This window comes from Prescottella agglutinans (assembly GCF_004011865.1).
GTDB lineage: Bacteria > Actinomycetota > Actinomycetes > Mycobacteriales > Mycobacteriaceae > Prescottella > Prescottella agglutinans.
In genome coordinates this window covers 255,857-279,819 of the sequence record NZ_RKLP01000008.1, presented here as the reverse complement: position 1 = coordinate 279,819, position 23,963 = coordinate 255,857, and the positions used below count along the sequence as shown (strand labels likewise).

At 69.0% G+C, this 23,963-nt stretch carries 27 protein-coding genes and 1 tRNA gene; 15 read left to right on the top strand and 13 right to left on the bottom strand.

The features are described 5' to 3' along the window. Position 1: 1 nt before the first annotated feature. Entirely contained in the window at positions 2-682 is a 681-nt protein-coding gene (gene nth, locus EGT67_RS16920; protein WP_127917286.1) for an endonuclease III, read from the bottom strand. Between the two features lie 175 nt (positions 683-857). Here nth and EGT67_RS16915 point away from each other — a divergent pair, with 175 nt between their 5' ends. The 4 genes from EGT67_RS16915 (at position 858) to EGT67_RS16900 (ending at position 4,087) form a co-directional block, all read left to right on the top strand. Continuing rightward, entirely contained in the window at positions 858-1,139 is a 282-nt protein-coding gene (locus EGT67_RS16915) for a hypothetical protein (protein WP_127917232.1), read from the top strand. 225 nt (positions 1,140-1,364) lie between these two features. Continuing rightward, positions 1,365-2,039, top strand: a complete 675-nt coding sequence (locus tag EGT67_RS16910; protein WP_005515884.1) for a Crp/Fnr family transcriptional regulator — start codon at positions 1,365-1,367, stop codon at positions 2,037-2,039. Positions 2,040-2,184: 145 nt separating this feature from the next. After that, positions 2,185-3,042 carry an alpha/beta hydrolase gene (locus EGT67_RS16905; protein WP_127917231.1) on the top strand — a complete coding sequence of 286 codons (858 nt, stop codon included), beginning with the start codon at positions 2,185-2,187 and terminating at the stop codon, positions 3,040-3,042. Positions 3,043-3,154: 112 nt separating this feature from the next. Next, positions 3,155-4,087 carry a LysR substrate-binding domain-containing protein gene (locus EGT67_RS16900; protein WP_127917230.1) on the top strand — a complete coding sequence of 311 codons (933 nt, stop codon included), beginning with the start codon at positions 3,155-3,157 and terminating at the stop codon, positions 4,085-4,087. A gap of 60 nt (positions 4,088-4,147) precedes the next feature. Here the strand turns inward: EGT67_RS16900 and EGT67_RS16895 are convergent, their stop codons facing one another. The 6 genes from EGT67_RS16895 to EGT67_RS16870 all read right to left on the bottom strand — a co-directional run bounded on the left by EGT67_RS16895 (position 4,148) and on the right by EGT67_RS16870 (position 9,918). Then, positions 4,148-5,494, bottom strand: a complete 1,347-nt coding sequence (locus tag EGT67_RS16895; protein WP_127917229.1) for an MFS transporter — start codon at positions 5,492-5,494, stop codon at positions 4,148-4,150. Between the two features lie 164 nt (positions 5,495-5,658). Further along, entirely contained in the window at positions 5,659-6,663 is a 1,005-nt protein-coding gene (locus tag EGT67_RS16890) for an amidohydrolase family protein (protein WP_127917228.1), read from the bottom strand. Position 6,664: 1 nt separating this feature from the next. After that, a complete protein-coding gene (locus EGT67_RS16885) occupies positions 6,665-7,186 on the bottom strand; it encodes a 3-hydroxyanthranilate 3,4-dioxygenase (protein WP_127917227.1) in 522 nt (173 codons plus the stop codon). After that, positions 7,183-7,641 carry a RidA family protein gene (locus EGT67_RS16880; RefSeq protein WP_127917226.1) on the bottom strand — a complete coding sequence of 153 codons (459 nt, stop codon included), beginning with the start codon at positions 7,639-7,641 and terminating at the stop codon, positions 7,183-7,185. Before EGT67_RS16880 ends, EGT67_RS16885 begins: the two co-directional genes overlap by 4 nt. Beyond that, entirely contained in the window at positions 7,638-8,408 is a 771-nt protein-coding gene (locus tag EGT67_RS16875) for a 2-keto-4-pentenoate hydratase (RefSeq protein WP_127917225.1), read from the bottom strand. The genes EGT67_RS16880 and EGT67_RS16875 overlap by 4 nt, the downstream gene beginning before the upstream one ends. Before the next feature lie 34 nt (positions 8,409-8,442). After that, complete coding sequence (locus EGT67_RS16870; RefSeq protein WP_127917224.1) at positions 8,443-9,918, bottom strand: 2-hydroxymuconic semialdehyde dehydrogenase; 1,476 nt, start codon at positions 9,916-9,918, stop codon at positions 8,443-8,445. Positions 9,919-10,170: 252 nt separating this feature from the next. On the opposite strand from EGT67_RS16870, the gene EGT67_RS16865 reads away from it, so the two are divergent. Next, positions 10,171-11,046 carry a TIGR03619 family F420-dependent LLM class oxidoreductase gene (locus tag EGT67_RS16865; protein WP_127917223.1) on the top strand — a complete coding sequence of 292 codons (876 nt, stop codon included), beginning with the start codon at positions 10,171-10,173 and terminating at the stop codon, positions 11,044-11,046. Positions 11,047-11,088: 42 nt separating this feature from the next. On the opposite strand, the gene EGT67_RS16860 is transcribed toward EGT67_RS16865, so the two are convergent. Together EGT67_RS16860 and EGT67_RS16855 are read right to left on the bottom strand one after the other, a co-directional pair. Continuing rightward, positions 11,089-11,874, bottom strand: coding sequence for an MBL fold metallo-hydrolase (locus EGT67_RS16860; RefSeq protein ID WP_127917222.1), 786 nt, complete (start codon positions 11,872-11,874; stop codon positions 11,089-11,091). Positions 11,875-11,999: 125 nt separating this feature from the next. Further along, complete coding sequence (locus EGT67_RS16855) at positions 12,000-12,764, bottom strand: SDR family NAD(P)-dependent oxidoreductase (RefSeq protein WP_127917221.1); 765 nt, start codon at positions 12,762-12,764, stop codon at positions 12,000-12,002. 133 nt (positions 12,765-12,897) lie between these two features. Here EGT67_RS16855 and EGT67_RS16850 point away from each other — a divergent pair, with 133 nt between their 5' ends. Then, on the top strand, positions 12,898-13,551 hold the full coding sequence (locus EGT67_RS16850) for a TetR/AcrR family transcriptional regulator (RefSeq protein ID WP_127917220.1): 654 nt from the start codon (positions 12,898-12,900) through the stop codon (positions 13,549-13,551). A gap of 49 nt (positions 13,552-13,600) precedes the next feature. Here the strand turns inward: EGT67_RS16850 and EGT67_RS16845 are convergent, their stop codons facing one another. Both EGT67_RS16845 and EGT67_RS16840 read right to left on the bottom strand, forming a co-directional pair. Next, a complete protein-coding gene (locus EGT67_RS16845; RefSeq protein ID WP_127917219.1) occupies positions 13,601-14,071 on the bottom strand; it encodes a RidA family protein in 471 nt (156 codons plus the stop codon). A 4-nt stretch (positions 14,072-14,075) separates the two neighbouring features. After that, positions 14,076-14,240: a Sp36 family protein gene (locus EGT67_RS16840; RefSeq protein ID WP_005515911.1), complete on the bottom strand. Its 165-nt coding sequence runs from the start codon at positions 14,238-14,240 to the stop codon at positions 14,076-14,078. Between the two features lie 49 nt (positions 14,241-14,289). On the opposite strand from EGT67_RS16840, the gene bagA reads away from it, so the two are divergent. Together bagA and bagB are read left to right on the top strand one after the other, a co-directional pair. Beyond that, positions 14,290-15,336 carry an ATPase BagA gene (gene bagA, locus EGT67_RS16835; RefSeq protein ID WP_421958141.1) on the top strand — a complete coding sequence of 349 codons (1,047 nt, stop codon included), beginning with the start codon at positions 14,290-14,292 and terminating at the stop codon, positions 15,334-15,336. Next, on the top strand, positions 15,333-16,472 hold the full coding sequence (gene bagB / locus EGT67_RS16830; RefSeq protein ID WP_127917218.1) for an ATPase BagB: 1,140 nt from the start codon (positions 15,333-15,335) through the stop codon (positions 16,470-16,472). Before bagA ends, bagB begins: the two co-directional genes overlap by 4 nt. Positions 16,473-16,590: 118 nt before the next feature. Here the strand turns inward: bagB and EGT67_RS16825 are convergent, their stop codons facing one another. Continuing rightward, the gene (locus tag EGT67_RS16825) at positions 16,591-16,914 is read right to left on the bottom strand and encodes a WhiB family transcriptional regulator (RefSeq protein WP_127917217.1); all 324 of its coding nucleotides are present in this window, start codon (positions 16,912-16,914) and stop codon (positions 16,591-16,593) included. A 315-nt stretch (positions 16,915-17,229) separates the two neighbouring features. On the opposite strand from EGT67_RS16825, the gene EGT67_RS16820 reads away from it, so the two are divergent. Genes EGT67_RS16820 through EGT67_RS16810 form a run of 3 tightly spaced genes read left to right on the top strand, consistent with a single transcriptional unit; the run spans position 17,230 to position 20,789 of the window. Next, complete coding sequence (locus EGT67_RS16820) at positions 17,230-19,536, top strand: penicillin-binding protein (RefSeq protein ID WP_127917284.1); 2,307 nt, start codon at positions 17,230-17,232, stop codon at positions 19,534-19,536. A gap of 45 nt (positions 19,537-19,581) precedes the next feature. Next, positions 19,582-20,223 carry a DUF2231 domain-containing protein gene (locus EGT67_RS16815; RefSeq protein ID WP_241566077.1) on the top strand — a complete coding sequence of 214 codons (642 nt, stop codon included), beginning with the start codon at positions 19,582-19,584 and terminating at the stop codon, positions 20,221-20,223. Further along, positions 20,220-20,789 carry a type 1 glutamine amidotransferase domain-containing protein gene (locus EGT67_RS16810; protein ID WP_127917216.1) on the top strand — a complete coding sequence of 190 codons (570 nt, stop codon included), beginning with the start codon at positions 20,220-20,222 and terminating at the stop codon, positions 20,787-20,789. The genes EGT67_RS16815 and EGT67_RS16810 overlap by 4 nt, the downstream gene beginning before the upstream one ends. Before the next feature lie 7 nt (positions 20,790-20,796). On the opposite strand, the gene EGT67_RS16805 is transcribed toward EGT67_RS16810, so the two are convergent. Beyond that, a complete protein-coding gene (locus EGT67_RS16805; RefSeq protein ID WP_127917215.1) occupies positions 20,797-21,273 on the bottom strand; it encodes a GatB/YqeY domain-containing protein in 477 nt (158 codons plus the stop codon). 64 nt (positions 21,274-21,337) lie between these two features. Here EGT67_RS16805 and EGT67_RS16800 point away from each other — a divergent pair, with 64 nt between their 5' ends. From EGT67_RS16800 to EGT67_RS16785, 4 genes are all read left to right on the top strand, one after another. Next, positions 21,338-22,318 carry a metallophosphoesterase gene (locus tag EGT67_RS16800; RefSeq protein WP_127917214.1) on the top strand — a complete coding sequence of 327 codons (981 nt, stop codon included), beginning with the start codon at positions 21,338-21,340 and terminating at the stop codon, positions 22,316-22,318. Positions 22,319-22,373: 55 nt separating this feature from the next. After that, a tRNA-Pro gene (locus EGT67_RS16795) sits at positions 22,374-22,450 on the top strand. Between the two features lie 123 nt (positions 22,451-22,573). Further along, the gene (locus EGT67_RS16790; RefSeq protein WP_127917213.1) at positions 22,574-23,614 is read left to right on the top strand and encodes an ABC transporter substrate-binding protein; all 1,041 of its coding nucleotides are present in this window, start codon (positions 22,574-22,576) and stop codon (positions 23,612-23,614) included. Positions 23,615-23,679: 65 nt separating this feature from the next. After that, positions 23,680-23,955 (top strand): hypothetical protein, encoded by a 276-nt coding sequence (locus EGT67_RS16785; RefSeq protein ID WP_127917212.1) that lies wholly within the window; start codon positions 23,680-23,682, stop codon positions 23,953-23,955. The last annotated feature ends 8 nt before the right edge of the window (positions 23,956-23,963 follow it).

Here is a 23,963-nt window from a genome sequence, read left to right as displayed (position 1 = left end):
CTCACATACCTGCCAGCTCGAGGAGATGCTCGGTCTCCGGCCCCTTCACCAACGCTGCCGCGGCGACCTTGTCGGTGGGCCCGGTGCCGTACGACGGGCAGTCCTTCGCCAGGACGCACACCCCGCACGCCGGCTTGCGCGCGTGGCACACACGACGGCCGTGGAAGATCACCCGGTGCGACAGGTCGGTCCACTCCTTGCGCTCGATGAGCGCCCCGACCGCGTGCTCGACCTTGACCGGGTCGGTCTCCTCCGTCCACTGCCACCGCCGGACGAGCCGGCCGAAGTGCGTGTCGACTGTGATTCCAGGCACGCCGAACGCGTTCCCGAGGACGACGTTCGCAGTCTTGCGACCGATGCCGGGAAGTGTCACGAGGTCCTTCAGCTTGTTCGGAACTTCACCGTCGTAACGCTCGAGGAGCGCCTGCCCGAGACCGATGATCGAGTTCGCCTTGTTCCGATAGAAACCGGTCGTCCGGATGTACTCCTCGAGCTCCGCGCGGTCCGCTTCCGCGTAGGCACGGGCGTCGCGGTAGCGCGCGAACAGCGCGGGAGTTACCTGGTTGACCCGCACATCCGTGCACTGGGCCGACAGGATCGTCGCGACCGTGAGCTCGAGCGGAGTGGTGAAGTCGAGCTCGCAGTAGACGTGCGGGAAGGCCTCCTTCAAACGGCGGTTCATCCGCCGCGCCCGCCGCACGAGCGCGAGCCGGGACTCGCCCGCGGCAGCGGGCACCGCACCCGAATTCCGGTCGTCTGCTGAGGTCGCCTGCACCTCGACAACTCTACGGACTGCCGTGCCGATCGGATTCCGGACTGTGTCGCTTCTGAGACCTTCGCAGTGTTTACTTCCCGATATGCAAGGTCTGGCTGTCGTGCTGTTCCCTGTGCTGCTGATGCTGTTCGCACTGGCCATGGAGCGTGTCGAGTTCCGGCTCCGGCGGCTGACCGTCCGCGAGCAGGAAGTCGAGGAGTTCCTCGACCAGGCGAGCCAGGACGAGGTCGCCACGCTCGCGACAGAAGGCTTCCCGCACGCGCTGGCCCGGTTCCACCGCCGCCGCAAGCGTGGAGACCGGTCCGAAGCCGACGATTCCGACGGCGACACCGAGGACACCCAGAGCGCCCGCCGCGCGAGCTGATCGACGCTGGTAGTCGGCCTGCACACCGGGACACGCGCGTCCCCGATCGCCCGGTCACGGGTAAACCTGAGAAGGATTCTTCGCAAAGTCGTAGAACTCTACGCGGTGTCCGTGACTCGTCACACAGCCATGCCAAGTAGACTTTGTTCGCGTACTCGTTGCATGAGACCCCAGTCGATGTGCAGCAACTTGCATTGATGAATAGTTTTTTCCAAAGGAGCGCACGTGGACGAGGTTCTGGCCAGAGCCGGCATCTTCCAAGGAGTCGAGCCCTCGGCGGTGGCTGCGCTGGTCAAGCAGCTTCAGCCCGTCGACTTCCCCCGCGGGCACGTCATCTTCAACGAGGGCGAGCCCGGTGACCGGCTGTACATCATCGTCTCCGGCAAGGTTAAGCTCGGCCGCCGCTCGCCGGACGGTCGCGAGAACCTGCTGACGATCATGGGTCCGTCGGACATGTTCGGCGAGCTGTCGATCTTCGACCCGGGCCCGCGCACGTCGACGGCCACCACGGTCACCGAGGTCCGCGCCGTGAGCATGGACCGCGATGCCCTCAAGTCGTGGATCGACCAGCGTCCGGAGATCGCGGAGCAGCTGCTGCGCGTCCTCGCGCGTCGCCTGCGCCGCACCAACAACAACCTGGCCGACCTGATCTTCACGGACGTCCCGGGTCGTGTCGCCAAGGCGCTGCTGCAGCTCGCGCAGCGCTTCGGCACCCAGGAGGCCGGTTCGCTCCGCGTGACGCACGACCTCACGCAGGAAGAGATCGCCCAGCTCGTCGGCGCCTCCCGCGAGACCGTGAACAAGGCCCTTGCCGACTTCGCGCACCGCGGCTGGCTGCGCCTCGAGGGCAAGAGCGTCCTGATCTCCGACTCGGAGCGTCTGGCGCGCCGCGCCCGCTGATCGCACGTTCGCGAACGAAGCCGCCCGCCCCACCCGGGGCCGGGCGGCTTCGTCGTTCGATGCGCTGGAGCCATAGCTGTACGGACATATCTCGGCCCCGGTTTCGCATTCGACAGGCATTCGATCCGCCCCAGAGGATGGAAGGATGACCGACCCGCAGATCGACGCGGACTACAACGTCCGCAACACCGTTTCCGCCGAGCTGTTCGACACGACGATCGACGAGTACCGGCAGCGTTCGCGAGAGGTCGTCGACGGCCTCGACGGGTTCGCAGATCTGCGATACGACCAGCGCAGCCTCGAACGCCTCGACGTCTGGGGCACGGGAACGGGACTGCGGCCGGCCTTCGTCGCGGTCCACGGCGGCTACTGGCGCGCGCTGTCGCGCCATCACACGGCGTTCATGGCGGGCATGCTCGCGGCCGAGGGCATCGCCACCGTCTCGGTCGACTACGGACTGGCACCGGACACGCCGCTCGAGGAGATCGTCCGGCAGGTGCGGGCAGCGGTCGCGTGGGTGTACCACCACGGAGCCGACCACGGACTGGACCCGAATCGCATCGTGGTCGGCGGCAGTTCGGCCGGCGGTCATCTGACGGCCACGACGATGGTGCCCGGCTGGCAGGATCCGCTCGGCCTCCCACCGGACGTGGTTCGGGCAGCGATGCCGATCAGCGGGCTGTTCGACATCCGGCCGCTGGTGCACTCGTTCGCGAACGAGTGGCTCGGCCTCGACGCCCCGCGGGCCGCTGCACTGAGCCCCATGCTGCAGACCGACCAGCCGGGCCCGCGGGCGGTGGTCGCGGTCGCCGAGCACGACGGCGTCGGCTTCCTCGAGCAGAGCCGGATGTTCCACGAGGCGTGGGCCCGACGGTCCGAGAGCGAGCTACTCGTCATCCCTGCACGCAACCACTACGACGTCTTCCTCGATCTCGGCGACCGCGGCTCGGCCCTGAGCGCCGCGCTCCTCGGACTGTTCGCCGGGCTCGACGCCACGGCTTGATCTCGCCTGCAGGGACGGACGCGAAACCTGCCCCAGCGCAGGACAGTTGCGTCCTGCAACCACCAAATCGCTGACGGTACAAGCGCGGCGCGGCCCTCGCTAGGATCCCCCCATGGACATGCCCAAACTGCTGGACGGGCGCCTCAAGCTCCGCCACCTGCTCCTCGTCGACGCGCTGACCAGTCAGGGAAGCGTCGTCGCGGCGGCCGCCGCACTCCACGTCACCCAGCCGGTCGCCACGCGCAGCCTGCACGACCTCGAAGCGATTCTCGGTGTCTCCCTGTACGACCGGGGCCCCCGCGGCATCACTCCGACGATCTTCGGCGAGGCGTTCACCGCGCACGCCCGCGCGGTGATCGCACAGCTCACCCAGGCGGGGCGGCACGTCGTCGAACTCGCTGATGCCGATCGCGGAACCGTGGTCGTGGGAACGCATCTCGCCGGCTCCAACGTCCTGCTCCCCGGTGCCATCGCCCGGTTGAAGTCCGAACGCCCCTTGTTGACCGTGGTGGTGCGCGAGGGCACACCGGAGATGCTTCTGACCGAACTGCAGTCCGGGCGAATCGATCTCATCGTGGGTCGGCTCACCTCCCCCACCGACGAGATGGCCGTGCGCCGAACGTTGTATGCCGAATCGGTGGAACTCGTGACGCGGCTGGGCCACCCACTCGCGGGCCGGTCCGACCTGCAGCTGACCGATCTCGCCGCGTACCCGTGGATCCTGCCCGGTGTCGAGACCGCCCTGCGCCGCGAGCTCGAGGAGTTCTTCGCCCGCAACAGCCTGCCCCTGCCGGAGAATCGGGTGGAGGCCACGTCGTTCCTGACGGTGCGGCAACTGCTGCTCGAGACCGACATGGTTGCGGCGCTGCCCAGCCTGATCCCCCGGGACGACGCCCGCCTGACCACGCTGCCGATGACGCTCGATCCGATCGGTCACAGCGTCGGCATCACCCTGTCGGCCGGACGCACACTGAGCCCGTCGGCGTCGGCCCTGGTGGATTTCCTCGCGGAGTTCGCCGCCGAGATCGCGGCCGACCGGTCCTGACCCCGGAACGGACCCGAGCCGCCCACCAGGCGGTGGGCGGCTCGGGTTCCCCGACGGGAATCAGGCGTGGACGGGCGCGGTCTCCTCGTCGTGCTGCAGTCCGCGCGACGAGTCCGGCACGACCCGGAACAGGGCGATCGCACCCACCAGGCTGATCGCGCAGACGGTGGCGAGGTACCACGTGACGCCGGTGGACGACCCGGTGGCGTCCAGCAGCGCGGTCGCGATCATCGGCGCCAGGCCGCCGCCCAGGATGGCACCGCTCTGCAGGATCAGCGACGACCCCGAGTAGCGCACCTTCGCGGGGAAGGTGTCGGCGATGATGCTGCCCTGCACGCAGTGGGTGACCGGGACGATCAGGCCCATGCCGAGGAACGCGACCACCGCGACGACCGAGTTCTCGGTGTTGAGCAGCGGGAAGAACAGCACGCACCACACCAGGATCGCGGCGGAGCCGGCGATGAACATCGTGCGGCGGCCGTGCTTGTCGGCGACCCTGGTCCACACCGGGATCGACGCGAACCACAGCACTGCGGCAGCCGTCACGCACAGGATCAGGAACTGCTTGTCGTAGCCGAGGTGCTGACTGCCGTAGGACAGCGAGAACACCATGAAGGCGTACGCGACGGCGGAGTTCGCGAGGACCGCGAGCAGGGTGAGCGACAGGCGGGGGAAGCCGACCTTCAGGGACTCACGGAGCGGGAACTTCGACACCTCGTTGTTCTCGACGATGCCGGTGAAGGACGGGGACTCGGTGACCCGCAGGCGGATGGCGAGACCGATCGCGACGAGAACGAAGCTGAGCACGAACGGGATCCGCCAGCCCCACGACGCGAAGGCACTGTCCGACATCACCGAGCTGGTGGTGAGGAAGATGCCGTTCGCCAGCACGAGCCCGGCCGGGGTACCCATCTGCGGGAAGCCGGCGTAGAGGTTCTTCTTCCCGGCGGGGGCGTGCTCCATCGACATCAGCGTCGCCCCGGCACCCTCACCGCCGAGCCCGATGCCCTGCACGACGCGCATCGCCACGAGCAGGATCGGCGCCCACACTCCGATCGCGTCGTAGTTGGGGATGAGGCCGATCAGGGTCGACCCGATGCCCATCATCACGAGCGAGACCACGAGCGTCGCCTTGCGGCCGATCCGGTCTCCGAAGTGGCCGAACACCAGGCCGCCGAGCGGCCGGGCGATGAACCCGACGGCGAACGTGCTGAACGCTGCCAGGGTGCCGGCGGTGGGGCTCAGGCTGGGGAAGAACTGCTTGTTGAAGATCAGTGCGGCGGCAGTGCCGTAGAGGAAGAAGTCGTACCACTCGAGCGTGGTGCCGGCCAGGGTCGCCATGGCGACGCGGCTGCGCGCGGCCGCGGCCGGGGCGGCGACCCCACCTCGTGTCGTGCTGTCGGTCATCGCAGATACCTATCGGGTGTCGGGGAGGCGGTCGGATCATCGAGATCCGTTGTTCACCAGGAGAATTCAGCGGCCTCATCGGCCTCGTGCAGAGAATTCTGCCCACGTGAGACATGACTCACAAATGCCGAATCGGCCGCTGGATATCTCAATTTGGGTATGCCTCAGGCGATATCGGAGATCCCGAGGAAGCGCTCGGCGTTCCCGCGCTGGATCAGGTGCCGCTCTACCTCCCCCAGGAACTCGCTCTTGCGCACCACCTCGCCGACGGGGCGCTCGCCCAGCGGGTACGGGTAGTCGCTGCCCACCATCACGCGCTCGACGCCGACGGTGTCGACGAGCAGGCGCAGGGCGCGGTCGTCGAACACCACCGAGTCCACGTAGAACCGGCCGAGGTAGTGCGACGGCGGCATCTCCGACGTTCCGATGACGTCGTGGCGACGGTGCCACGCGTTCTCCATCCGGCCCAGCCAGAACGCGAACGATCCACCACCGTGCGCGAATCCGATCTTCAGGCGCTCGTCGATGCGGTCGAAGACGCCCCCGAGGACGAGCGCGAGGATCGACAGGTGCGTCTCGGCCGGCATCGCGGTCAGCCACTGCGCCATCCACCGATCCAGTCGTGGTGACGAGTCCATGTCCCACGGGTGGACGAACACCGGCACGTCGAGCGACGCACAGTGTTGCAGGAACGTCACCACGCCCTCGCTGTCGAGGTCACGGTCACCGACGTGGTTGCCGATCTCGACGCCGCGGTGCCCGTTGGCGACGCAGCGCTCCACCTCGCGGCAGGCCGCGTCGGCGTCCTGCAACGGCACCTGACAGAACGGGATCAGCCGGTCGGGTGCCGGTTCGACGATCTCGAGCGCGAGGTCGTTGAAGATCCGAGAGATCCGCTCGGCCTGTTCCCCGGTGCGCCCGTAGTTGAAGAACGCCGGCGTCGGCGAGACCACCTGGGTCCGGACGCCGTCGGCGTCCATGTCCCGCAGCCGCGTCTCCGCATCCCAGGCATCGGCCTGGATCCGACGGAACTCCTTGGAGCCCATCATGATCACGGCCTCGGACTCGCTCTCGACCCGCAGCCACGGCGCGTCGGGTCCGGCGTCACCCGTCAGGTCCGGCCACCCCTTGGGGACGTAGTGGGTGTGGACGTCGATGATGCCGCTCACGTCAGCCCTTCCCCGGGTGCAGGGCACCGCAGTTGCCGCACGTGCGCGCCTGCTCGTCCTCATAGAACTGCACGAACACGGGCGGGAGGTCGGCGACGATGTCGCGCACCTGGAGTTCGATCTCGTGGATCAGGTGGTTGCACTCGAGGCAGTACCACTGGAACTTCTCGAGGGTGCCCTCGCGGCGCACCCGTTCGATGACCAGCCCGATCGAGCCGGCGGTCGGGCGCTGCGGCGAGTGCGGCAGATTGCCCGGGAGCAGCCAGGTCTCGCCCTCGCGGATGTGCACCCGCTGCGGCCCGTCCTCGGTCATGACGTCGACGTGGATGTCGCCCTCGATCTGATAGAACCACTCCTCGTACGGGTCGAGGTGGTAGTCGGTGCGCTCGTTCGGTCCGCCGACGACCTGCACGATGAAGTCGTCACCGAGCGCCATGGTCTGGTTGTTGACCGGCGGGGCGAGCAGGTGCCGGTTCTCGGCGATCCACTTCTGGAAGTCGATGACGGGCGGGATGACGGTCATGCGCGGTCCTCCGTGTCGGGGGCGTTCGTACGGCGGTGGGCGGGCAGGTAGGCGACGCCCTGGATCTCGATGAGCAGGTGGGGGTGCGGAAGCTGATGCACCGCAACGGTGGTGCGGGTGGGACCGGTCTCGTCGAACATCTCGGCGTACACCTCGTTGTAGCCGCCGAAGTCGTTCATGGACACCAGGTACGACGTCACCTGGACGAGGTCGTTCAGGTCGGCGCCGACCTCCGCCAGGATCGATCGGATGTTCTCGATCACCGCGCGGGTCTGGGCGCGGATGTCGAGGTTCGTGGTCCCCATCTCGTCGACCTCGACGCCGACGAACGTGTTGTCCGGGCGACGCGAACTGGTGCCGGAGACGTACACGAAGTCGCCCACCACCTTCACGTGCGGGAAGCGTCCGCGCGGCGTGGCGAGACGGTCGATCACCTTGGCGGCGTTGTCACTCATGCGATTCCCTTCACTGTCACGGCGCCCAGTCCGGCGATCTCGCACCGGGCGACGGTGGCGGTCAGCGGCACCGCGGCCGTCGCCGCGCCGGCGAGCACGACCTCTCCCGCCCGCAGCGGAATCCGCCGACGCCGGCACATGTCGAGGAGCGCGTGCAGCGCGTTGACCGGGTCGTCGAGGATCGCGCCGGTGGAACCGTCGACGGCCGTGTCGCCGACCGTCAGACGCACGGCTCGGTCGGAGACGTCCTGGAGGTCGGACCACGGCCCGATCACGTACGCCGCGGCGGAGGTGTTGTCCGCGACGACATCGGTGTACGTGAAGCGGAAGTCCCGGTAACGGGAGTCGATGATCTCCATGGCCGGCGCGACGCCGTCGACGCAGGCGACGATGTCGATCGTCGGATCGTCGAGGTCGACGTCGCGGCTCAACCGGTACGCCACCTCGGGTTCGATCTTCGGGTGGATGAACCGCTGCAGGTCGACCTTCCCGCCGTCCTCGACGCGCATCGCGTCGGTGAGACGGCCGACGATCACGTCGGAGACCCCCATCTGCGCCATCTTGGCCTTGCTGGTGAACCCGAGTTTGACACCGACGAGCGCTTCACCGCGGCCGAGGCGCCGTGCGACGACGGCTTCCTGGATACGGTACGCGTCGTCGATGTCGATGTCGGTGTCGTCGGCGAGGCTGATCGTGTCGTGGACGCCGATCTGCGCCTCGTCCAGTCGATCCGCCAGTGCCGCGATCTCGTTGCTGCTCAGTGACATCAGCTCTCACTTCCCACGATCATGTCCCTTTCGATCACAGTGCCACGCACACGTTGGTGGGCTCGGTGTAGAAGTGCAGCGACGATTCGCCGCCCTCGCGGCCGATGCCGGAGAGCCCGACACCGCCGAACGGCGACCGCAACTCGCGCGTGAACCACGTGTTGACCCACGAGATTCCGACGTTCATCTTCTGGGCCACCCGGTGACCGCGACGCAGGTCGTTGGTCCACACCGCCGCGGCGAGACCGTACTTGGTGTCGTTCGCCAGAGCGACCGCCTCCTCCTCCGTGTCGAACGGCACGAGCGCGGCGACCGGACCGAAGATCTCCTCGCGGAGCACCGGGTCCTGGTTGGTCAGCCCCGTCCACAGCGTCGGCTGGATCCACGATCCGTACGCGAACCGCTCTCCGAGATCGGGGATTCCGCCGCCGGTGAGGACCTTCGCCCCGGACTGTTCGGCCATCCGGAAGTAGCTCAGCACCTTCTCGCGGTGGGCCTGCGAGATGAGCGGCCCGGTGGTGGTGTCCGCGGCGGTGGGGTCCCCCAGCCGGAGTTGCTCGGCGCGCTCGGCCAGACCGGTCGCGACGTCGTCGAAGATCGAGCGATGCACGTACACCCGCTCGGTGCACAGGCACACCTGCCCGGTGTTGGTGAACACCGACTTGGTCAGGCCGGTCAGCGCCTCGTCCAGATCGACGTCGTCGAACACGATCGCCGCGTTCTTGCCGCCGAGCTCGAAGGAAACCGGACGCACCCGCGGCGCAACGGTTTTCATCACATGCGAGCCCGTCGCGGACGAACCGGTGAACGTGACGCCGTCGATGCCGGGGTGGGTCGTGAGGTACTCGCCGGCGGAGTTGCCACCGAAACCGTGCACCACGTTGTACACGCCGGCGGGCAGGCCGACCTCCGCCAACACCTCCGCGAGCAGGGTTGCCGTCGCCGGGGTCTCCTCACTGGGCTTGACCACCACCGCGTTGCCGCACGCGAGGGCGGGCGCCACCTTCCAGGTGAGCAGCAGCAGCGGCAGGTTCCACGGCACGATGACCGCGACCACGCCGAGCGGCTTGCGGACCGCGTAGTTGAGCGCCTGACGCCCGCCCGCCAGGTCGGTCATGAACGATTCCTGACCGGCCGCGGAGACGATGTCGGCGAAGGTCCGGAAGTTGGTGAGCGCGCGGGCGACGTCGAGTTCGCGCGCCTGGGTGAGCGGCTTGCCGGTGTCCGCCATCTCGGCCGCGACGAACTCCTCGAAGCGTTCCTCGATCCGATCCGCGGCGCGGCGCAGCAGCGCGGCCCGCTCCCGGACCGGGGTGTCGGCCCAACCGCCGTCGAGCGCTCGACGGGCCGAGGTCACGGCCCGGTCGACGAGCGCCTGGTCGGCCTCGTGCACCTGGGCGAGCACGCGACCGGTCGCCGGATCGGTCCGATCGAAGCCGCGCTGCGGGTCGGGATCGACGAATGCGCCGTCGACGAAGTTACGGATCCAACCGTCGAGGGATGAAGTCATGGATCAATGGTCGAGTTCCGGCCCATGCCGAACAAATGCCAAATCCGGTCGGAGTCATGACCGGTTGGGCATACGTGCCGCCCACGCCAGGGGCCGGGCTTCCCGCGCAGTGGGAGTGACACTGACATGTGATCCAGCCCACTCCCAGAATGCGTGGGTGGGGTGGCGGCGCCCGCCCCTCACGACCGTGGTCCACGTCCGTTGCCCGTCGTGTCGGTTCGCCGACCACCACTCGACCGAAGGAAGCCCACCGTGCGATTCACCTATGCAGAGGCCATGACCGACCCCGACTTCTACGTGCCGCTCGCCCAGGCGGCCGAACGCGTCGGATTCGACTCCATGACCATCGCAGACAGCATCTGCTACCCGGAGGAGTCCGATTCGGTCTACCCCTACACGCCCGACGGGAACCGGGAGTTCCTCGAGAACAAGCCGTTCGTGGAGGCGATGATCCTCGCCATGGCCCTGGGTGCGGCGACGAGCACGCTGCGGTTCACCACCTTCGTGCTCAAGCTCCCCATCCGTCCGCCGGTCCTCGTCGCCAAGCAGGCCGCCTCGGTGGCCTACCTGACGAACAACCGTCTGCGACTGGGCGTCGGGGTCAGCCCGTGGCCCGAGGACTTCCAGGTCATGGGGGTGCCGTGGGAACGACGCGGCCGGCGGACGGACGAGGCGATCGACATCGTGCGCGGACTCACCGCCGGCGGGTACTTCGAGTACCACGGCGAGATCTACGACGTGCCGTCGATCAAGCTGAATCCGGTTCCGACCCAGCCGATCCCGATCCTGATCGGCGGGCACAGCGATGCGGCCTTGCGCCGCGCCGTGGTGCGCGGCGACGGGTGGACGCATGCCGGCGGCGACCCGGAGGAGCTCGATGTGATGCTCGCGAAGCTGCAGAAGATCCGCGCCGCGGAGGGCAAGGCGGACGCCCCGTTCGAGATCCACGTCGCGTCGGCGGAGGCCTTCACCGTCGACGGGGTCAAGCGGCTCGAGGACAAGGGCGTCACCGATGTGATCGTCGGCTTCCGCAACTCGTACGAGGTCGCACCGGACACGGAGCCACTGGAGCGCAAGATCGCGAACCTCGAGAACTACGCGGAATCGGTGATCGCCAAGATCTCCTGACGAAGGCGGGGCCGGGCGGCGCGCCGAATGGTCGGCGCGCGCTCAGCCGCGCAGGTACTCCAACTGCACCCGCACCGACTGCTCGGCGGCCGGCCACAGCGTCTCGTCGACGTCGGTGTAGACGTGTTCGACCACCGCACGCACGTCGGCGTCGGCACCGAGGACGTCGAGGGCGCCCCGGACCTGGGCGAGCCGCTCCTCGCGGTGCGCGAGGTAGTACTGCGCCACGGCCTGGAGGTCGGGCAGTTCCGGGCCGTGCCCGGGCAGCACCGTCCGACCGGGGCCGAGGCCGATGAGGATCCGCATCGACTCCAGGTAGTCGCGCAGGTTGCCGTCCGACGCGTCGAGGACGGTGGTGCCGCGGCCGAGGATGGTGTCGGCGGTGAGCACGGACCCCTCCCCCTCGATCACGAACGACACCGAATCGGCGGTGTGCCCCGGGGTCCACAGCACCCGCAACGTCAGGCCCGCGGCCTCGATGACCTCGTCGTGCTCGAGGCCGCCACCGCCGCCGCGGCGGAACTCCTCGTGCACCGCACGCACCGGGGCACCGGTCAGTTCGAAGAACCGGTCGATGCCGCCGGTGTGGTCGTGGTGGCGGTGCGAGATCAGCGTCAGCACCACGGTCCCGACGTCCGCGACCCGCGCCAGGTGCTCGGGGTCGTCGTCGCCCGGGTCGACGACGATGCACTCGTCGCCGCCGGGGGCCCGCAGGATCCAGGTGTTGGTGCCCTCGAGCGAGTACATGCTGGGGTTTTTCTCGAGGATCACCGCGGCGGTCGGCGTGACCTGACGCAGCTGGGCGTATGCGGGGTGCTGAAGCGTCATCGACGCACCTTCCTGACGGGCCGACAGCATGTTCGGTGGAATCCGGAACCGAAACCGGTCCTCACTGTACGACTCCACCGAACGTGCGTCCGATCAGCCCGACACCTGGTGCGGCGCAAGCGCACTCACATGTGGGTGCCGCCGTCGATCCGGATCTCGGTGCCGGTGACGAACTTGCCGTCGTCGGAGGCGAGCATCGCGATCACACCGGCCACGTCCTCCGGCGGCGCGAAGCCCTCGCCGATCCACGGGTAGAGCTTGCCGATCAGGCTCGGATCGACGTCCTCCGGGAATCCCGGATCGCTGGTCATGCCGGACGCGATGCTGCCCGGCTCGACGGCGACGGCGCGCAGGCCCTGCTTGGCGTACTCGAGCGCGATCGCGTGGGTGAACGAGCGGATGCCGCCCTTGGTGGCGGCGTACGCGGCCATGTACGGGTGCGCGAAATGGGCGGAGGTGGAGCTGAAGTTCACCACGACACCCTTGCCCGACTCGAGTAGCGCGGGCAGCGCCTCGCGGGTGACCAGGAACGTGCCGGTCAGGTTGACCCCGACCACCTTGTTCCAGAAGTCGAGGGTGGTCTTCTCGGTGTGCGAGGAGCGCAGGATGCCCGCGGCGTTGATCAGCACGTCGAGGCCGCCGAGGCCCTCGATCGCGCCGCCGATGTTCTCCCGGACCGAGTCCTCGTTCGAGATGTCCACGATCGCCGTGGTCAGCCGGTCGGCGGTGCCGGCCGCGGCGGCCCGCTCACGCGTCACCTCGAGCCCGGCCTCGGACACATCGGCGGCGACGACGATGCCGCCCTCCTCGAGGATGCGGGCGGCCGTGGCCTGCCCGATGCCGGATCCGGCGCCGGTGATGAGTACTCGACGTCCGTCGAATCGCTTCATGGTCTCTCCTGATCAACTAGAGTCGTGTTGTGGACCTATTGGCACAGTAGGCCGACTTGGCACGTTGTGTCACGAATTTCTTCGGAACAGGACCGGTAGTCTGCGATCCGAGACCATCGGAGGAGCCCAGAACATGCCCGGCGCACAACCCGTCACGTCGCTGACCGAGCGACGCAAGGCGGAGACGCAACTCGAGATCTCCCGGCGCGCGGCAGACCTGTTCTCCGCGAGGGGCGCGTCGTCGGTGACCGCGGAGGAGATCGCGGCGGCGGCGGGGATCGGCCTGCGCACGTTCTACCGCTATTTCCGCACCAAGGAGGACGCCGTCTCGCCGCTCCTCGCGGGCGGGGTCACCAACTGGATCACCTACCTCACCGAGGAGGCCGACGCGGCAGACACCCCGTCCGTCGAGCAAGCCCTCGAACGCGCGACGCGGCGGGCCCTGACACCGTCGGAGGACGTCACCGAGGAGATGCTGCAGTGGACGCGGGGGCTGCTGCGAACGGTGCACGACGAACCGGGCCTGCACGCGGTGTGGCTTCGCGTGCAACACGATTCGGAGGAGGGTCTGGTCGCGGCACTGACGCCGCTGATGGGCCCGGACACCGATCCGCTGACCGTCCGACTGGTCGCGGCGGCCGCGAACGCCGCGATGCGCATCGCGGTCGAGACGTGGGCGGCCACCGACGCCCCCACCACCGGCCCGGACGGTCCCGCGGAACTCGCGGTCGGCTGCATGCGCCGCCTCGTCGACCACGTGAACTCCCGGAACCCCGAAAACAACTGAGCCGCACACCCTTTCGGGAATGCGGCTCAGCAGGGAAAGCGGGTGGCGCTCAGCGCACCTCGGCGATGAGTTCCACCTCGACGGGCGACCCCAGCGGCAGCTCGGCGACACCGACCGCCGAGCGCGCGTGGATACCGGCGTCGCCGAACACCTCACCGAGGAACTCGGACGCGCCGTTGATCACGCCGGGCTGACCGGTGAAGCCCTCGGCCGAGGCCACGAAGCCGACGACCTTGACGATGCGCACGATCGAGTCCAGGCCGACCAGCGCGTCCACGGCGGCGAGCGCGTTCAGCGCGCACTGACGCGCGGCGGCCTTCGCGTCGGCGTCCGAGACGTCCGCGCCGAGCTTGCCGACGATCGGCAGCTTGCCGTCGACGAACGGCAGCTGACCCGAGGTGTGGACGTGGTCTCCGGTGCGGACGGCCGGCACGTAGGCGGCGACGGGCGCGGCCACCGGCGGCAGTTCGATGCCCAGCTCGGCCAGGCGCGCGGTCCAGGACTGTGCGGTGTCTGCCACGGTCTCAGCCCTTCGGACGCTTGAGGTAGGCCACGTGCTGCTCGCCGGTCGGGCCGGGGAGCACGGTGACCAGTTCCCAGCCGTCCCCGCCCCACTGGTCGAGGATCGCCTTGGTCGCGTGCGTCAGGAGCGGCACGGTCGCGTACTCCCAGGTAGTCAATTCGCTCATGCCGTGGAGCCTATCCCCCGCACGTGCGCGCTCCTCGACTTATAGGCTCGTGCCCGTGGCAGCACCGACAGATCCGGCCGCCCACGGGCGGCCGCACCCCGGCGAGCCGGCATGGCCTTCCAACGCAGGCGCGGCGCGACTGCACTTCGTCTCCGGCAAGGGCGGCACCGGCAAGTCCACCGTGGCCGCCGCGCTGGCGCTCGCGCTCGCCGCCGGCGGACGGCGCGTGCTGCTCATCGAAGTCGAGGGCCGACAGGGCATCGCGCAGCTGTTCGACGTGCCGCCGCTCCCGCCGCAGGAGACCAAGATCGCGACCGCCGAGGGCGGCGGCGAGGTGTTCGCGCTCGCGGTCGACCTCGAGACCGCGTTCCTCGAGTACCTCGACATGTTCTACAACCTGGGCTTCGCGGGCCGCGCGATGAAGAAGATCGGCGCCGTCGAGTTCGCGACGACGCTCGCGCCGGGCCTGCGTGACGTCCTGCTCACCGGCAAGATCAAGGAGTGCGCGGTACGCACCGACAAGTCCGGCCGCCGCGCGTACGACGCCGTCGTGGTGGACGCGCCGCCGACCGGCCGGATCGGCAAGTTCCTCGACGTGACGCGCGCGATGTCGGAGCTGGCGAAGGGTGGGCCGATCCATTCGCAGAGCCAGGGCGTGGTGCGCCTGCTGCACTCGGACGAGACCGTCGTGCATCTCGTCACGCTGCTCGAGGCGCTCCCGGTGCAGGAGACCGCGGACGCTGTCGCCGAGCTCGCGGCCGCCGATCTGCATCTGGGCACGGTGATCGTCAACCGCACCAACACGGCGTTCCTGCCGCAGGAGGCGCTCGCCGACGCCGCGAAGGGCCGGGTCGACGCCGCCGCGGTCCGCAAGGGCCTGGCACGGGCGGGCATCACGCTGTCCGACGACGACTTCGCCGGGCTGCTGACCGAGACGATCGAGCACGCGGCCACGCTGGCCGCGCAGGACGAGAGCGCTGCGCAACTCGACGACGTGAAGGTGGCCCGCATGCATCTGCCCGCGCTGGTGGACGGCGTCGACCTCGGTGGGCTCTACGAGCTCGCCGAGCGCCTGACCGAGCAGGGTGTGCGATGAACCCGCCGCGGACGGCCCCGGCCCTCGATCTCGGCGGCGTCCTCGCCGACCCGAAGACCCGCATCGTCGTGTGCTGCGGTGCGGGCGGCGTCGGCAAGACCACCACCGCCGCGTCGATGGCACTGCGCGCGGCCGAGCAGGGCCGCCGCGTCGCCGTCCTCACGATCGATCCGGCCCGACGGCTCGCGCAGGCGCTCGGGGTGCAGGACCTCGACAACGAGCCGCAGTTGGTGGAGCTGGCTCCCGGGTCGACCGGCGAGCTGCACGCGATGATGCTGAACATGCGTCGCACGTTCGACGAGATGGTGCTCGAGCACTCGGCGCCCGACAAGGCCGAGCAGATCCTCGCGAATCCCTTCTACCAAACGGTCGCCACGTCGTTCTCCGGCACGCAGGAGTACATGGCGATGGAGAAGCTCGGCCAGCTGGCGGCCGACGACCGGTGGGACCTGGTGATCGTGGACACGCCGCCGTCGCGCAATGCGCTCGACTTCCTCGACGCGCCGCAACGGCTGGGGGCCTTCCTCGACGGCCGCATGATCCGCCTGCTGACCGCGCCGGGGCGCGGCATCGGCCGGCTCGTGACGGGCGCGATGGGGCTCGCCCTCAAGGGTGTCTCGACGGTGGTCGGCAGCCAGATGCTGTCCGACGCGTCGGCGTTCGTGCAGTCGTTGGACTCGATGTTCGGCGGCTTCCGGGAGCGCGCGACGCGCACGTACGAGCTGCTCCGCCAGGAGGGCACGCAGTTCGTGGTGATCGCGGCCGCCGAGCCCGACGCGCTGCGCGAGGCCGCGTTCTTCGTGGATCGGCTGTCCAGCGACCGGATGCCGCTGGCGGGCCTGGTGCTCAACCGGACCCACCCGACGCTGTCCTCACTGTCCGCCGACCACGCCCTCACCGGCGCCGACCTGCTGGACGAGAGCGAGCCGGCCGACGCGGCGAGCGAGCTGACCGCCGCGGTCCTGCGGGTGCACGCGCACCGGGCGGTGACCGCGAAGCGGGAGTTGCGGCTGCTGAGCCGGTTCACGGCGTCCCACCAGCACGTACCCATCATCGGCGTGCCGTCGCTGCCGTTCGAGGTGTCGGACCTCGAGGCGTTGCGCGCGGTGGGTGACCAGCTCACCCGGCAGGGCTGACATACCGCCGGCCCTGCCGACGGAAGCACCGGCGCCCGAGGCGCCGCCGCGTCCGTTGCGTCGACCGATCGGACCTACTCCCCGACGAGGACCGACTCGGACCGTGGACCGACCGCGGTCAGACCGCGGACTGGTGCTGACGCTGAGCGTCGAAGAAGTCGGCCCAGGACTCGACCTCCGGGTGCTGCTTGAGCAGTGCACGACGCTGGCGTTCGGTCATGCCGCCCCACACGCCGAACTCGACCTTGTTGTCCAACGCGTCGGCCCCGCACTGCATGAGGACCGGGCAGTGCCGACAGATGGTTGCGGCCTTGCGCTGGGCTGCGCCGCGGACGAAGAGCTGGTCGGGGTCGATTTCACGGCATCGTGCCTGCGCGACCCACTGGATACGGGCTTCTGCTTGCTCGTAGTCGAGCCGCGCGGCGGGGCTGGTCATGTGCATTCGGTTCCCCTTCAGTCCGAACGCCGTTCCCCACGGCGCTCAGGATGCTCACGCAGTCCCCCAGGTAGCACGTGGGAACTGCACCACATTCCTAATCCAGTGTTAGCTGTATCACACTGACGAGAGCTAATTTAGGTAAAGATCGCCCGCTACGCAAGATCGGGAGCGTAGATTCTGGTACGCACGTGCATTCTTCGTCGCATTTGCCCGGGTCAGAGCCGCTCTTCGTCCCCGGACAAGCGTCCAGTTTGCGTCGTGCAGCGGGACAACCGGTCCGTTCGACGTACTCTGTAGCTCGTGTCGAGAGCCAAAACGATCGCCAAGCTCGCGGGGTGTTCCGCACTCGCCGGCGTCATCCTTGCCGGAGTGATGTTTCCGCTGGCAGGAGGCTTCGGCTTCGCCTCCAACCGCGCCACCGACGCCGTCGACAACGTCTCGGCGGAACTCGTCGAAGGCACCGTTCCGGCGGTGACGACGATGACGGACGTCGCCGGCAACCCGATCGCGTGGCTCTACGAGCAACGCCGGTTCGAGGTCCCGAGCGACAAGATCTCCAACGACATGAAGTTGGCGATCGTCTCGATCGAGGACAAGCGCTTCGCCGACCATCAGGGCGTCGACTGGCAGGGCACACTGCGCGCGTTCATGACGAACACGACCAGCGGCGAGGTCCAGCAGGGTGCCTCGACGATCGACCAGCAGTACGTCAAGAACTACCAATTGCTCGTCGTGGCCCGGAACGACGCCGAACGTCGCGCCGCGATCGAGACCACGCCCGCGCGCAAGATCCGCGAGATCCGGATGGCGTTGACGCTCGACAAGAAGCTGAGCAAGGACGAGATCCTCACGCGGTATCTCAACCTGGTGCCGTTCGGCAACGGCTCGTTCGGCATCCAGGACGCGGCGCAGACGTACTTCGGTGTCGACGCGAAGGACCTGAACCTGACCCAGTCGTCGATGCTGGCCGGCATGGTGCAGTCCAGCTCGGCACTGAACCCGTACACGAACCCGGACGGCGTCCTCGAGCGCCGCAACACGGTCCTCGACACGATGATCACGAACATCCCCGAACGGGCCACCGAGATCCGGGCCGCCAAGACCGAGCCGCTCGGCGTGCTCCCCGAACCGAAGGCGCTGCCGCGCGGCTGCATCGCGGCCGGCGATCAGGGCTTCTTCTGCGACTACGCGCTGCAGTACCTCGCGGCGGCCGGGCTGAGCCGGGAACAGATCAACCGCGGCGGCTACACGATCAAGACGACCCTCGACCCGTCGGTGCAGACGTCGGTGAAGTCGGCGCTCGTCGCCAACGCCAACCCGAAGCTCGACGGCATCGCGAACGTGATGAACGTGGTCCAGCCGGGCCAGGACCAGCACCGGGTGCTGGCGATGGCGTCGAGCCGCGCGTACGGCCTCGACACCGCCGCCGAGCAGACCGTGCAGCCGCAGCCGTACACGCTGGTCGGTCACGGCGCCGGATCGATCTTCAAGATCTTCACGACGGCGGCCGCGATGGAGAAGGGTCTCGGCACCAGCGCGGTGCTCGACGTGCCCCGACGCTTCGAGGCCCGCGGCATGGGTAACGGTGGCGCGCGCGGTTGCCCCGCGGCCACCTACTGCGTCGAGAACGCCAGCCCCAACTACGCGGCCAAGCTGTCGGTCACGGACGCGCTCGCGCAGTCACCGAACACCGCGTTCGTGAAGCTGATCGAGTCCACCGGCGTCACCCCGACGGTCGACATGGCCGTCCGCCTGGGCCTGCGCTCCTACACCGCACCCGGATCGTCCGGGTTCGGTGACCAGAGCATGGCGGAGATGCAGAAGTCGCAGAACCTCGGCTCGTTCACCCTCGGCCCGACGTGGGTCAACCCGCTGGAACTGGCCAACGTCGCGGCGACGCTCGCGTCGCACGGCAAGTGGTGCCCGCCCACGCCGATCGATTCGATCACCGACCGCGAGGGCAAGCCGGTCTCCATCACCCAGGAGGCGTGCGAGCAGGTGGTCGCTCCCGGCCTGGCCGACACGCTGTCGGTGGCGATGAGCAAGGACGACGCCCCGGGTGGCACGTCGTACGCGGCCGCCAATGCGGCAGGCTGGAAGCTGCCGATGTCGGGCAAGACGGGTACCACCGAGTCCCACATGTCGTCGGGCTTCCTCGGGTTCACCAACAACCTCGCCGCGAGCGTGCTGGTGTACGGCGACTCGACGACGCCGGGCGAGATCTGCTCGGCGCCGCTGCGCCCGTGCGGTGACGGCAACCTGTACGGCGGCACCGAACCGGCGCGCACGTGGTTCCAGGCGTTGATGCCGGTCGTCGGCGACTTCGGCCCCACCGCGCTGCCGGCGGTCGACGAGAAGTACGTCAAGGGCTCGCAGAACGCGCAGGTGCCCGACGTCGTCGGCATGACGCAGGACGCCGCGACCGCCGCCCTCAAGGCCGCCGGTTTCACGGTGAACCCGGTCAGCACCAAGTCGGACGTCGCCAAGGGCAACGTCACCGGCAGCGCGCCGGCGGGGCTGGCGGTGCCGGGTTCGCCGGTGACGATCTACGTCAGCGACGGCTCGGTGAAGGCGACGCCGTCGGGTACCGCGGCACCGCGTCCGACGCCGTCGCCCGGCGGCTGAACCTCCCCGGGTTTCGCCCGACCCGGTCCCGGGTAGTCGCAGGAGATGAATCTTCGTCACCTGTACACCCGGGCCGAGTCCGCGTCGTTCCTCGACGGGCTGAGCGCCGCACTCCAGCACCGCATCCAGGCGGGGCTGGGCCGCACGCCGATCGGTGATCGGCTGCGCGGCGACTGGCTCGGACATCCCGTGCATCCGGGCCTCGTCGCGATCCCGATCGGGGCGTGGACGAGTTCCCTCGTCTTCGACGTCGTGCTCCGCGATCCGCAGGGCGCGCGGCGGCTGATCGGCGTCGGGTTGGCCGCCGTGCCGCCGACGCTCGCGACCGGCTGGGCCGACTGGAGCGAGCGCGACATCCGCCAGCGCCGGGTGGGGCTGCTGCACGCCGGCGCCAACGCCACCGGCATCGGGCTGATGCTCGCGTCGTTCGTCCGACACAAGAACGCGCCCGGGTTCTCCGCCACGGCGTTGAGCGCGCTGGCCCTGACCGCGGTCGGGGTGGGCGGCGCCCTGGGCGCGCACCTCGTCTACGGCCAGGGCGCCGGACTCGAGATGGCCTCCGACAGCCACGGCCCCGCGTTCGACCCGGTACTCGCCGAGGTCGACTCCGCCGCCGAGGAGAGGGCCGTGGAGGAGAAGCCCACGAACGGCCACCGCCACCACGTATCGATTGGACGACACCGATGACCGCCCCCACCGCACTGAAGGGACGCACCGTCGCGATCCTCGCCACCAACGGCGTCGAGGAGTCCGAACTCGTCGAGCCACGCAAGGCTGTCGAGCAGGCGGGCGCCACCACCCGACTGCTGTCGCTGTCGATCGGGCGGATCCAGGCGATGAAGGGCGACGTCCACACCGCCGGGCGGTACGACGTCGACGCGGTCGTGTCGGACCTGGACCTAACGGTCGACGACTTCGATGCCCTGATCCTGCCCGGCGGGACGACCAATCCCGACCATCTCCGGCAGAGCAAGAAAGCCGTCGCGTTCGTCCACGATTTCGTCGAGGCCGGGAAGCCCGTCGGCGCGATCTGCCACGGCCCGTGGATGCTGGTGGAGGCCGACGTCGTCCGCGGCCGCACACTGACGTCCTACCCGAGCATCCGAACCGACATACGCAACGCGGGCGGCAACGTCGTCGAGCGGGAGGTCGTGATCGACGGCGCTCTGGTGACCAGCCGCAATCCCCACGACCTGCCCGCGTTCTGCGACGCGATCGTCGACGTCTTCGCGGCGACGACCGCGTCGGCGTGACGCGGGGCTACAGGCGGTCCTTGACGGCCTTGGAGAGCCGCGATCCGTCGGCCTTGCCGGCGGCGAGGGCGGTGGCCGCCTTCATGACCTGACCCATCTGCCGCGGGCCGGGGCGCTCACCGAGTTCCTCGGCGACCTGCGCGATGGCGGTGTCGGCGACGTCGGCCAGTTCGGCGTCGGTGAACGGGGTGGGCAGGTAGGAGTCGATGACCTGGGCCTCGGCGCGCTCGGTGGCGGCGAGTTCGCCACGTCCGGCCTCGGTGTAGACCTCGGCGGCCTCGCCGCGCTTCTTCGACTCCTTGGCGAGGACCTTGAGGACCTCGTCGTCGCTGAGTTCGCGGGCCTCCTTGCCGGAGGTCTCCTCCGTCTGCACCGCGGCGAGGATCATGCGCAGTGTGGACAGCCGCAGCTGATCCTTCTCCTTCATCGCGGTGGTGAGGTCGGCGCGGAGCTTGGACTTGAGCGTGGGAGCGGTGTCGGCCATGCGCCGAACGGTACGCGCCCGGTGCGGTGTCCTGCACCTTCATTGCGGACACCCGTATTCTGAGGTGGTGCCTTATCTGTCGCCCCGTACCCCGAACCGCAGCGCCCTGAACCGGGCCGCGCTCGCCACCGCGGGCGCCGCCGCACTGGGCATCGGCTACGCCTCACTGATCGAACGCAACGCGTTCGCACTGCGGGAGGCGACCATGCCGGTCCTGGCACCGGGCTCGGCGACCCTGCGGGTACTGCACATCAGCGATCTGCACATGATGCCGAACCAGAAGCTCAAGCAGAACTGGCTGCGCGAACTCGACCGGCTCGAACCGGACCTCGTCGTGAACACCGGCGACAACCTGTCGCACCCCAAGTCGGTTCCGGCGGTGGTGCAGTCGATGGGCGGCCTGCTGGCGCGTCCGGGCCTGTTCGTGTTCGGCAGCAACGACTACTTCGCCCCCAAGCCGAAGAACCCGTTCAAGTACTTCCAGAAGGAGCACCGCCGGGTGCTCGGCGCGCCGCTGCCGTGGGCGGATCTGCGGGCCGCGTTCACCGAGCGCGGCTGGCTCGACGTCACCCACGTGCACCGCGACCTCGAGGTCGCGGGTGTGCGCATCGCGTCGGCCGGCGTCGACGACCCGCACCTCAAGCGGGACCGCTACGACACCATCGCGGGTCCGCCGAATCCGCTCGCGCAGCTCAAGCTGGGCATCACGCACTCCCCCGAGCCGCGGGTACTCGACCGGTTCGCCGACGACGGCTACGACCTGGTCCTGGCCGGGCACACGCACGGCGGCCAGCTGTGCCTGCCGTTCTACGGCGCGCTGGTGACGAACTGTCAGCTGGACCGCTCCCGCGTGAAGGGGCCGTCGAACTGGGGTGCCCACATGCGGCTGCACGTGTCGGCGGGCGTCGGCACGTCGCCGTACGCGCCGGCCCGGTTCTGCTGCCGCCCCGAGGCGACCCTCCTCACGCTGGTCCCCGCACCCCGCGAGGACACCGCCGTCGCGCGCGGCTCGGCGGCCGTCGAGGGCGCCGTTTTGGGCCGCTGACCAGCCGATTTAATCCCTACCGAAACAGTGTTGTAAGCTATCCGAGGTTCAACACCGGGGTGTGGCGCAGCTTGGTAGCGCGCTTCGTTCGGGACGAAGAGGTCGTGGGTTCAAATCCCGCCACCCCGACCAGTGAAGAACAGAAAGACCCCGTCCGACTCGTTCGGACGGGGTCTTTTTCGTTGTCTGGCGACCACCACTCGTCTCGGGACTCCCGCCGGAAGGATCACGACTCGCACAGGCTAGCCTGACCTAATGTTCGTTCGATCCTCCTTCCGCAAGCGGGCCTCGGTTCGTGTTGCGATGATCGCGCTCGCAACCGTGTTCGCCGCCACCGCGTGCGGCTCCTCCGACAACGCCGCCGACGCCCCGGCCGGCAACACCGACGTCGCGACCGGCGGGCGCCTGTTCGCGACGGCCGACACCGCCACCGCGGAACTGGGCAGCGACGCGCAGCCCGGCCAGTTCCCCCGCACCGTCAAGCACGCCATGGGCGAGACCGTGATCGAGAAGAAGCCGGAGCGCGTGATCGTGCTCGACGGCGGCGAGCTGGACGACGTGCTGTCGCTCGGCATCACCCCGGTCGGCATCGCGAGCCCGGAGGGCGCGTCGGGTCAGCCGTCGTACCTGGCGGACAAGTTGGCGGGCGTCCCGGACGTGGGCACCACCAACAACCTCAACCTAGAGGCGATCACCGCGCTGCAGCCGGACCTGATCCTGGGCAGCAAGCTGCGCGCCGACAAGCTGTACCCGCAGCTGTCGCAGATCGCGCCGACGGTGTTCGGTATCCGCCCGGGCTTCCCGTGGAAGGAGAACTTCCTGCTCGTCGCCGACACGGTCGGCGAGGAAATGAAGGCCGAGTCGGTCCTCAACGACTACCAGACCCGCGCAAACGAGGTCCGCGACGGCATCCAGGGTGATCCGTCGATCTCATTGGTGCGCTTCATGACCGGCAAGACCCGCCTGTACGGCAACCTGTCGTTCATCGGCGTGATCCTGCAGGACGTGGGCCTCCGTCGCCCGGACGTCCAGAACATCGAGGAACTCGCCGTCGAGGTGAGCCCCGAGACCATCACGCAGGCCGACGGTGACTGGATCTTCTACTCCACGTACGGCAAGCCCGACACCACCGCCCAGACCGAGGTGCTCGCCGGGCCGCTGTGGGCCGGTATGAACGCCGTCAAGGACGGCAAGGCCGTCCAGGTGTCCGACGAGACCTGGTTCCTGGCGCTGGGCCCGACGGGCGCGATGATCGTGCTCGACGACCTGCAGAACCTGTTGGGCGGCAAGCAGTAACCCATCGGTCCACCACGAGGCCCGGCACCGGATTCGGTGCCGGGCCTCGCCGCTATCGTGATCGCATGGATGGATCGCTGCAGTTCCAGAAGGCTCTGCTCCAGCTCGACCACGGCCGGGTGGAACGGGCCGAGACCACGCTTCGCGTGCTCCTCGAAAGCGAGCGGCCCGGCGTGATCCGGGTCCTCGCTCTCGTCGTCTACGGTGAGCTGCTGCAGCACCTGGGCCGCGGCGACGAGGCAACCGCGTACCTCGAAGCCGCGGTGCGGGAGACCGCGGATCTCGACGTCGACGACCTGCTCGACGTCGAGGCGGAACGGGCGCGGGACCTGCTGGAATGACCTGTCCC

Excerpts from the sequence above, each read along its gene's own strand:
- EGT67_RS16815 (WP_241566077.1), top strand. The coding sequence starts at position 19,582 with ATGAATCTTCGTCACCTGTACACCCGGGCCGAGTCCGCGTCGTTCCTC.
- EGT67_RS16870 (WP_127917224.1), bottom strand. The coding sequence starts at position 9,918 with ATGACTTCATCCCTCGACGGTTGGATCCGTAACTTCGTCGACGGCGCA.
- EGT67_RS16875 (WP_127917225.1), bottom strand. The coding sequence starts at position 8,408 with ATGTCACTGAGCAGCAACGAGATCGCGGCACTGGCGGATCGACTGGAC.
- EGT67_RS16785 (WP_127917212.1), top strand. The coding sequence starts at position 23,680 with ATGGATGGATCGCTGCAGTTCCAGAAGGCTCTGCTCCAGCTCGACCAC.
- EGT67_RS16840 (WP_005515911.1), bottom strand. The coding sequence starts at position 14,240 with ATGAGCGAATTGACTACCTGGGAGTACGCGACCGTGCCGCTCCTGACG.
- EGT67_RS16805 (WP_127917215.1), bottom strand. The coding sequence starts at position 21,273 with ATGGCCGACACCGCTCCCACGCTCAAGTCCAAGCTCCGCGCCGACCTC.
- EGT67_RS16915 (WP_127917232.1), top strand. The coding sequence starts at position 858 with ATGCAAGGTCTGGCTGTCGTGCTGTTCCCTGTGCTGCTGATGCTGTTC.
- EGT67_RS16810 (WP_127917216.1), top strand. The coding sequence starts at position 20,220 with ATGACCGCCCCCACCGCACTGAAGGGACGCACCGTCGCGATCCTCGCC.
- EGT67_RS16895 (WP_127917229.1), bottom strand. The coding sequence starts at position 5,494 with ATGACCGACAGCACGACACGAGGTGGGGTCGCCGCCCCGGCCGCGGCC.
- bagB (WP_127917218.1), top strand. The coding sequence starts at position 15,333 with ATGAACCCGCCGCGGACGGCCCCGGCCCTCGATCTCGGCGGCGTCCTC.
- EGT67_RS16860 (WP_127917222.1), bottom strand. The coding sequence starts at position 11,874 with ATGACGCTTCAGCACCCCGCATACGCCCAGCTGCGTCAGGTCACGCCG.
- nth (WP_127917286.1), bottom strand. The coding sequence starts at position 682 with ATGAACCGCCGTTTGAAGGAGGCCTTCCCGCACGTCTACTGCGAGCTC.
- EGT67_RS16905 (WP_127917231.1), top strand. The coding sequence starts at position 2,185 with ATGACCGACCCGCAGATCGACGCGGACTACAACGTCCGCAACACCGTT.
- EGT67_RS16825 (WP_127917217.1), bottom strand. The coding sequence starts at position 16,914 with ATGCACATGACCAGCCCCGCCGCGCGGCTCGACTACGAGCAAGCAGAA.
- EGT67_RS16880 (WP_127917226.1), bottom strand. The coding sequence starts at position 7,641 with ATGAGTGACAACGCCGCCAAGGTGATCGACCGTCTCGCCACGCCGCGC.
- EGT67_RS16885 (WP_127917227.1), bottom strand. The coding sequence starts at position 7,186 with ATGACCGTCATCCCGCCCGTCATCGACTTCCAGAAGTGGATCGCCGAG.
- EGT67_RS16790 (WP_127917213.1), top strand. The coding sequence starts at position 22,574 with ATGTTCGTTCGATCCTCCTTCCGCAAGCGGGCCTCGGTTCGTGTTGCG.
- EGT67_RS16855 (WP_127917221.1), bottom strand. The coding sequence starts at position 12,764 with ATGAAGCGATTCGACGGACGTCGAGTACTCATCACCGGCGCCGGATCC.
- EGT67_RS16850 (WP_127917220.1), top strand. The coding sequence starts at position 12,898 with ATGCCCGGCGCACAACCCGTCACGTCGCTGACCGAGCGACGCAAGGCG.
- EGT67_RS16900 (WP_127917230.1), top strand. The coding sequence starts at position 3,155 with ATGGACATGCCCAAACTGCTGGACGGGCGCCTCAAGCTCCGCCACCTG.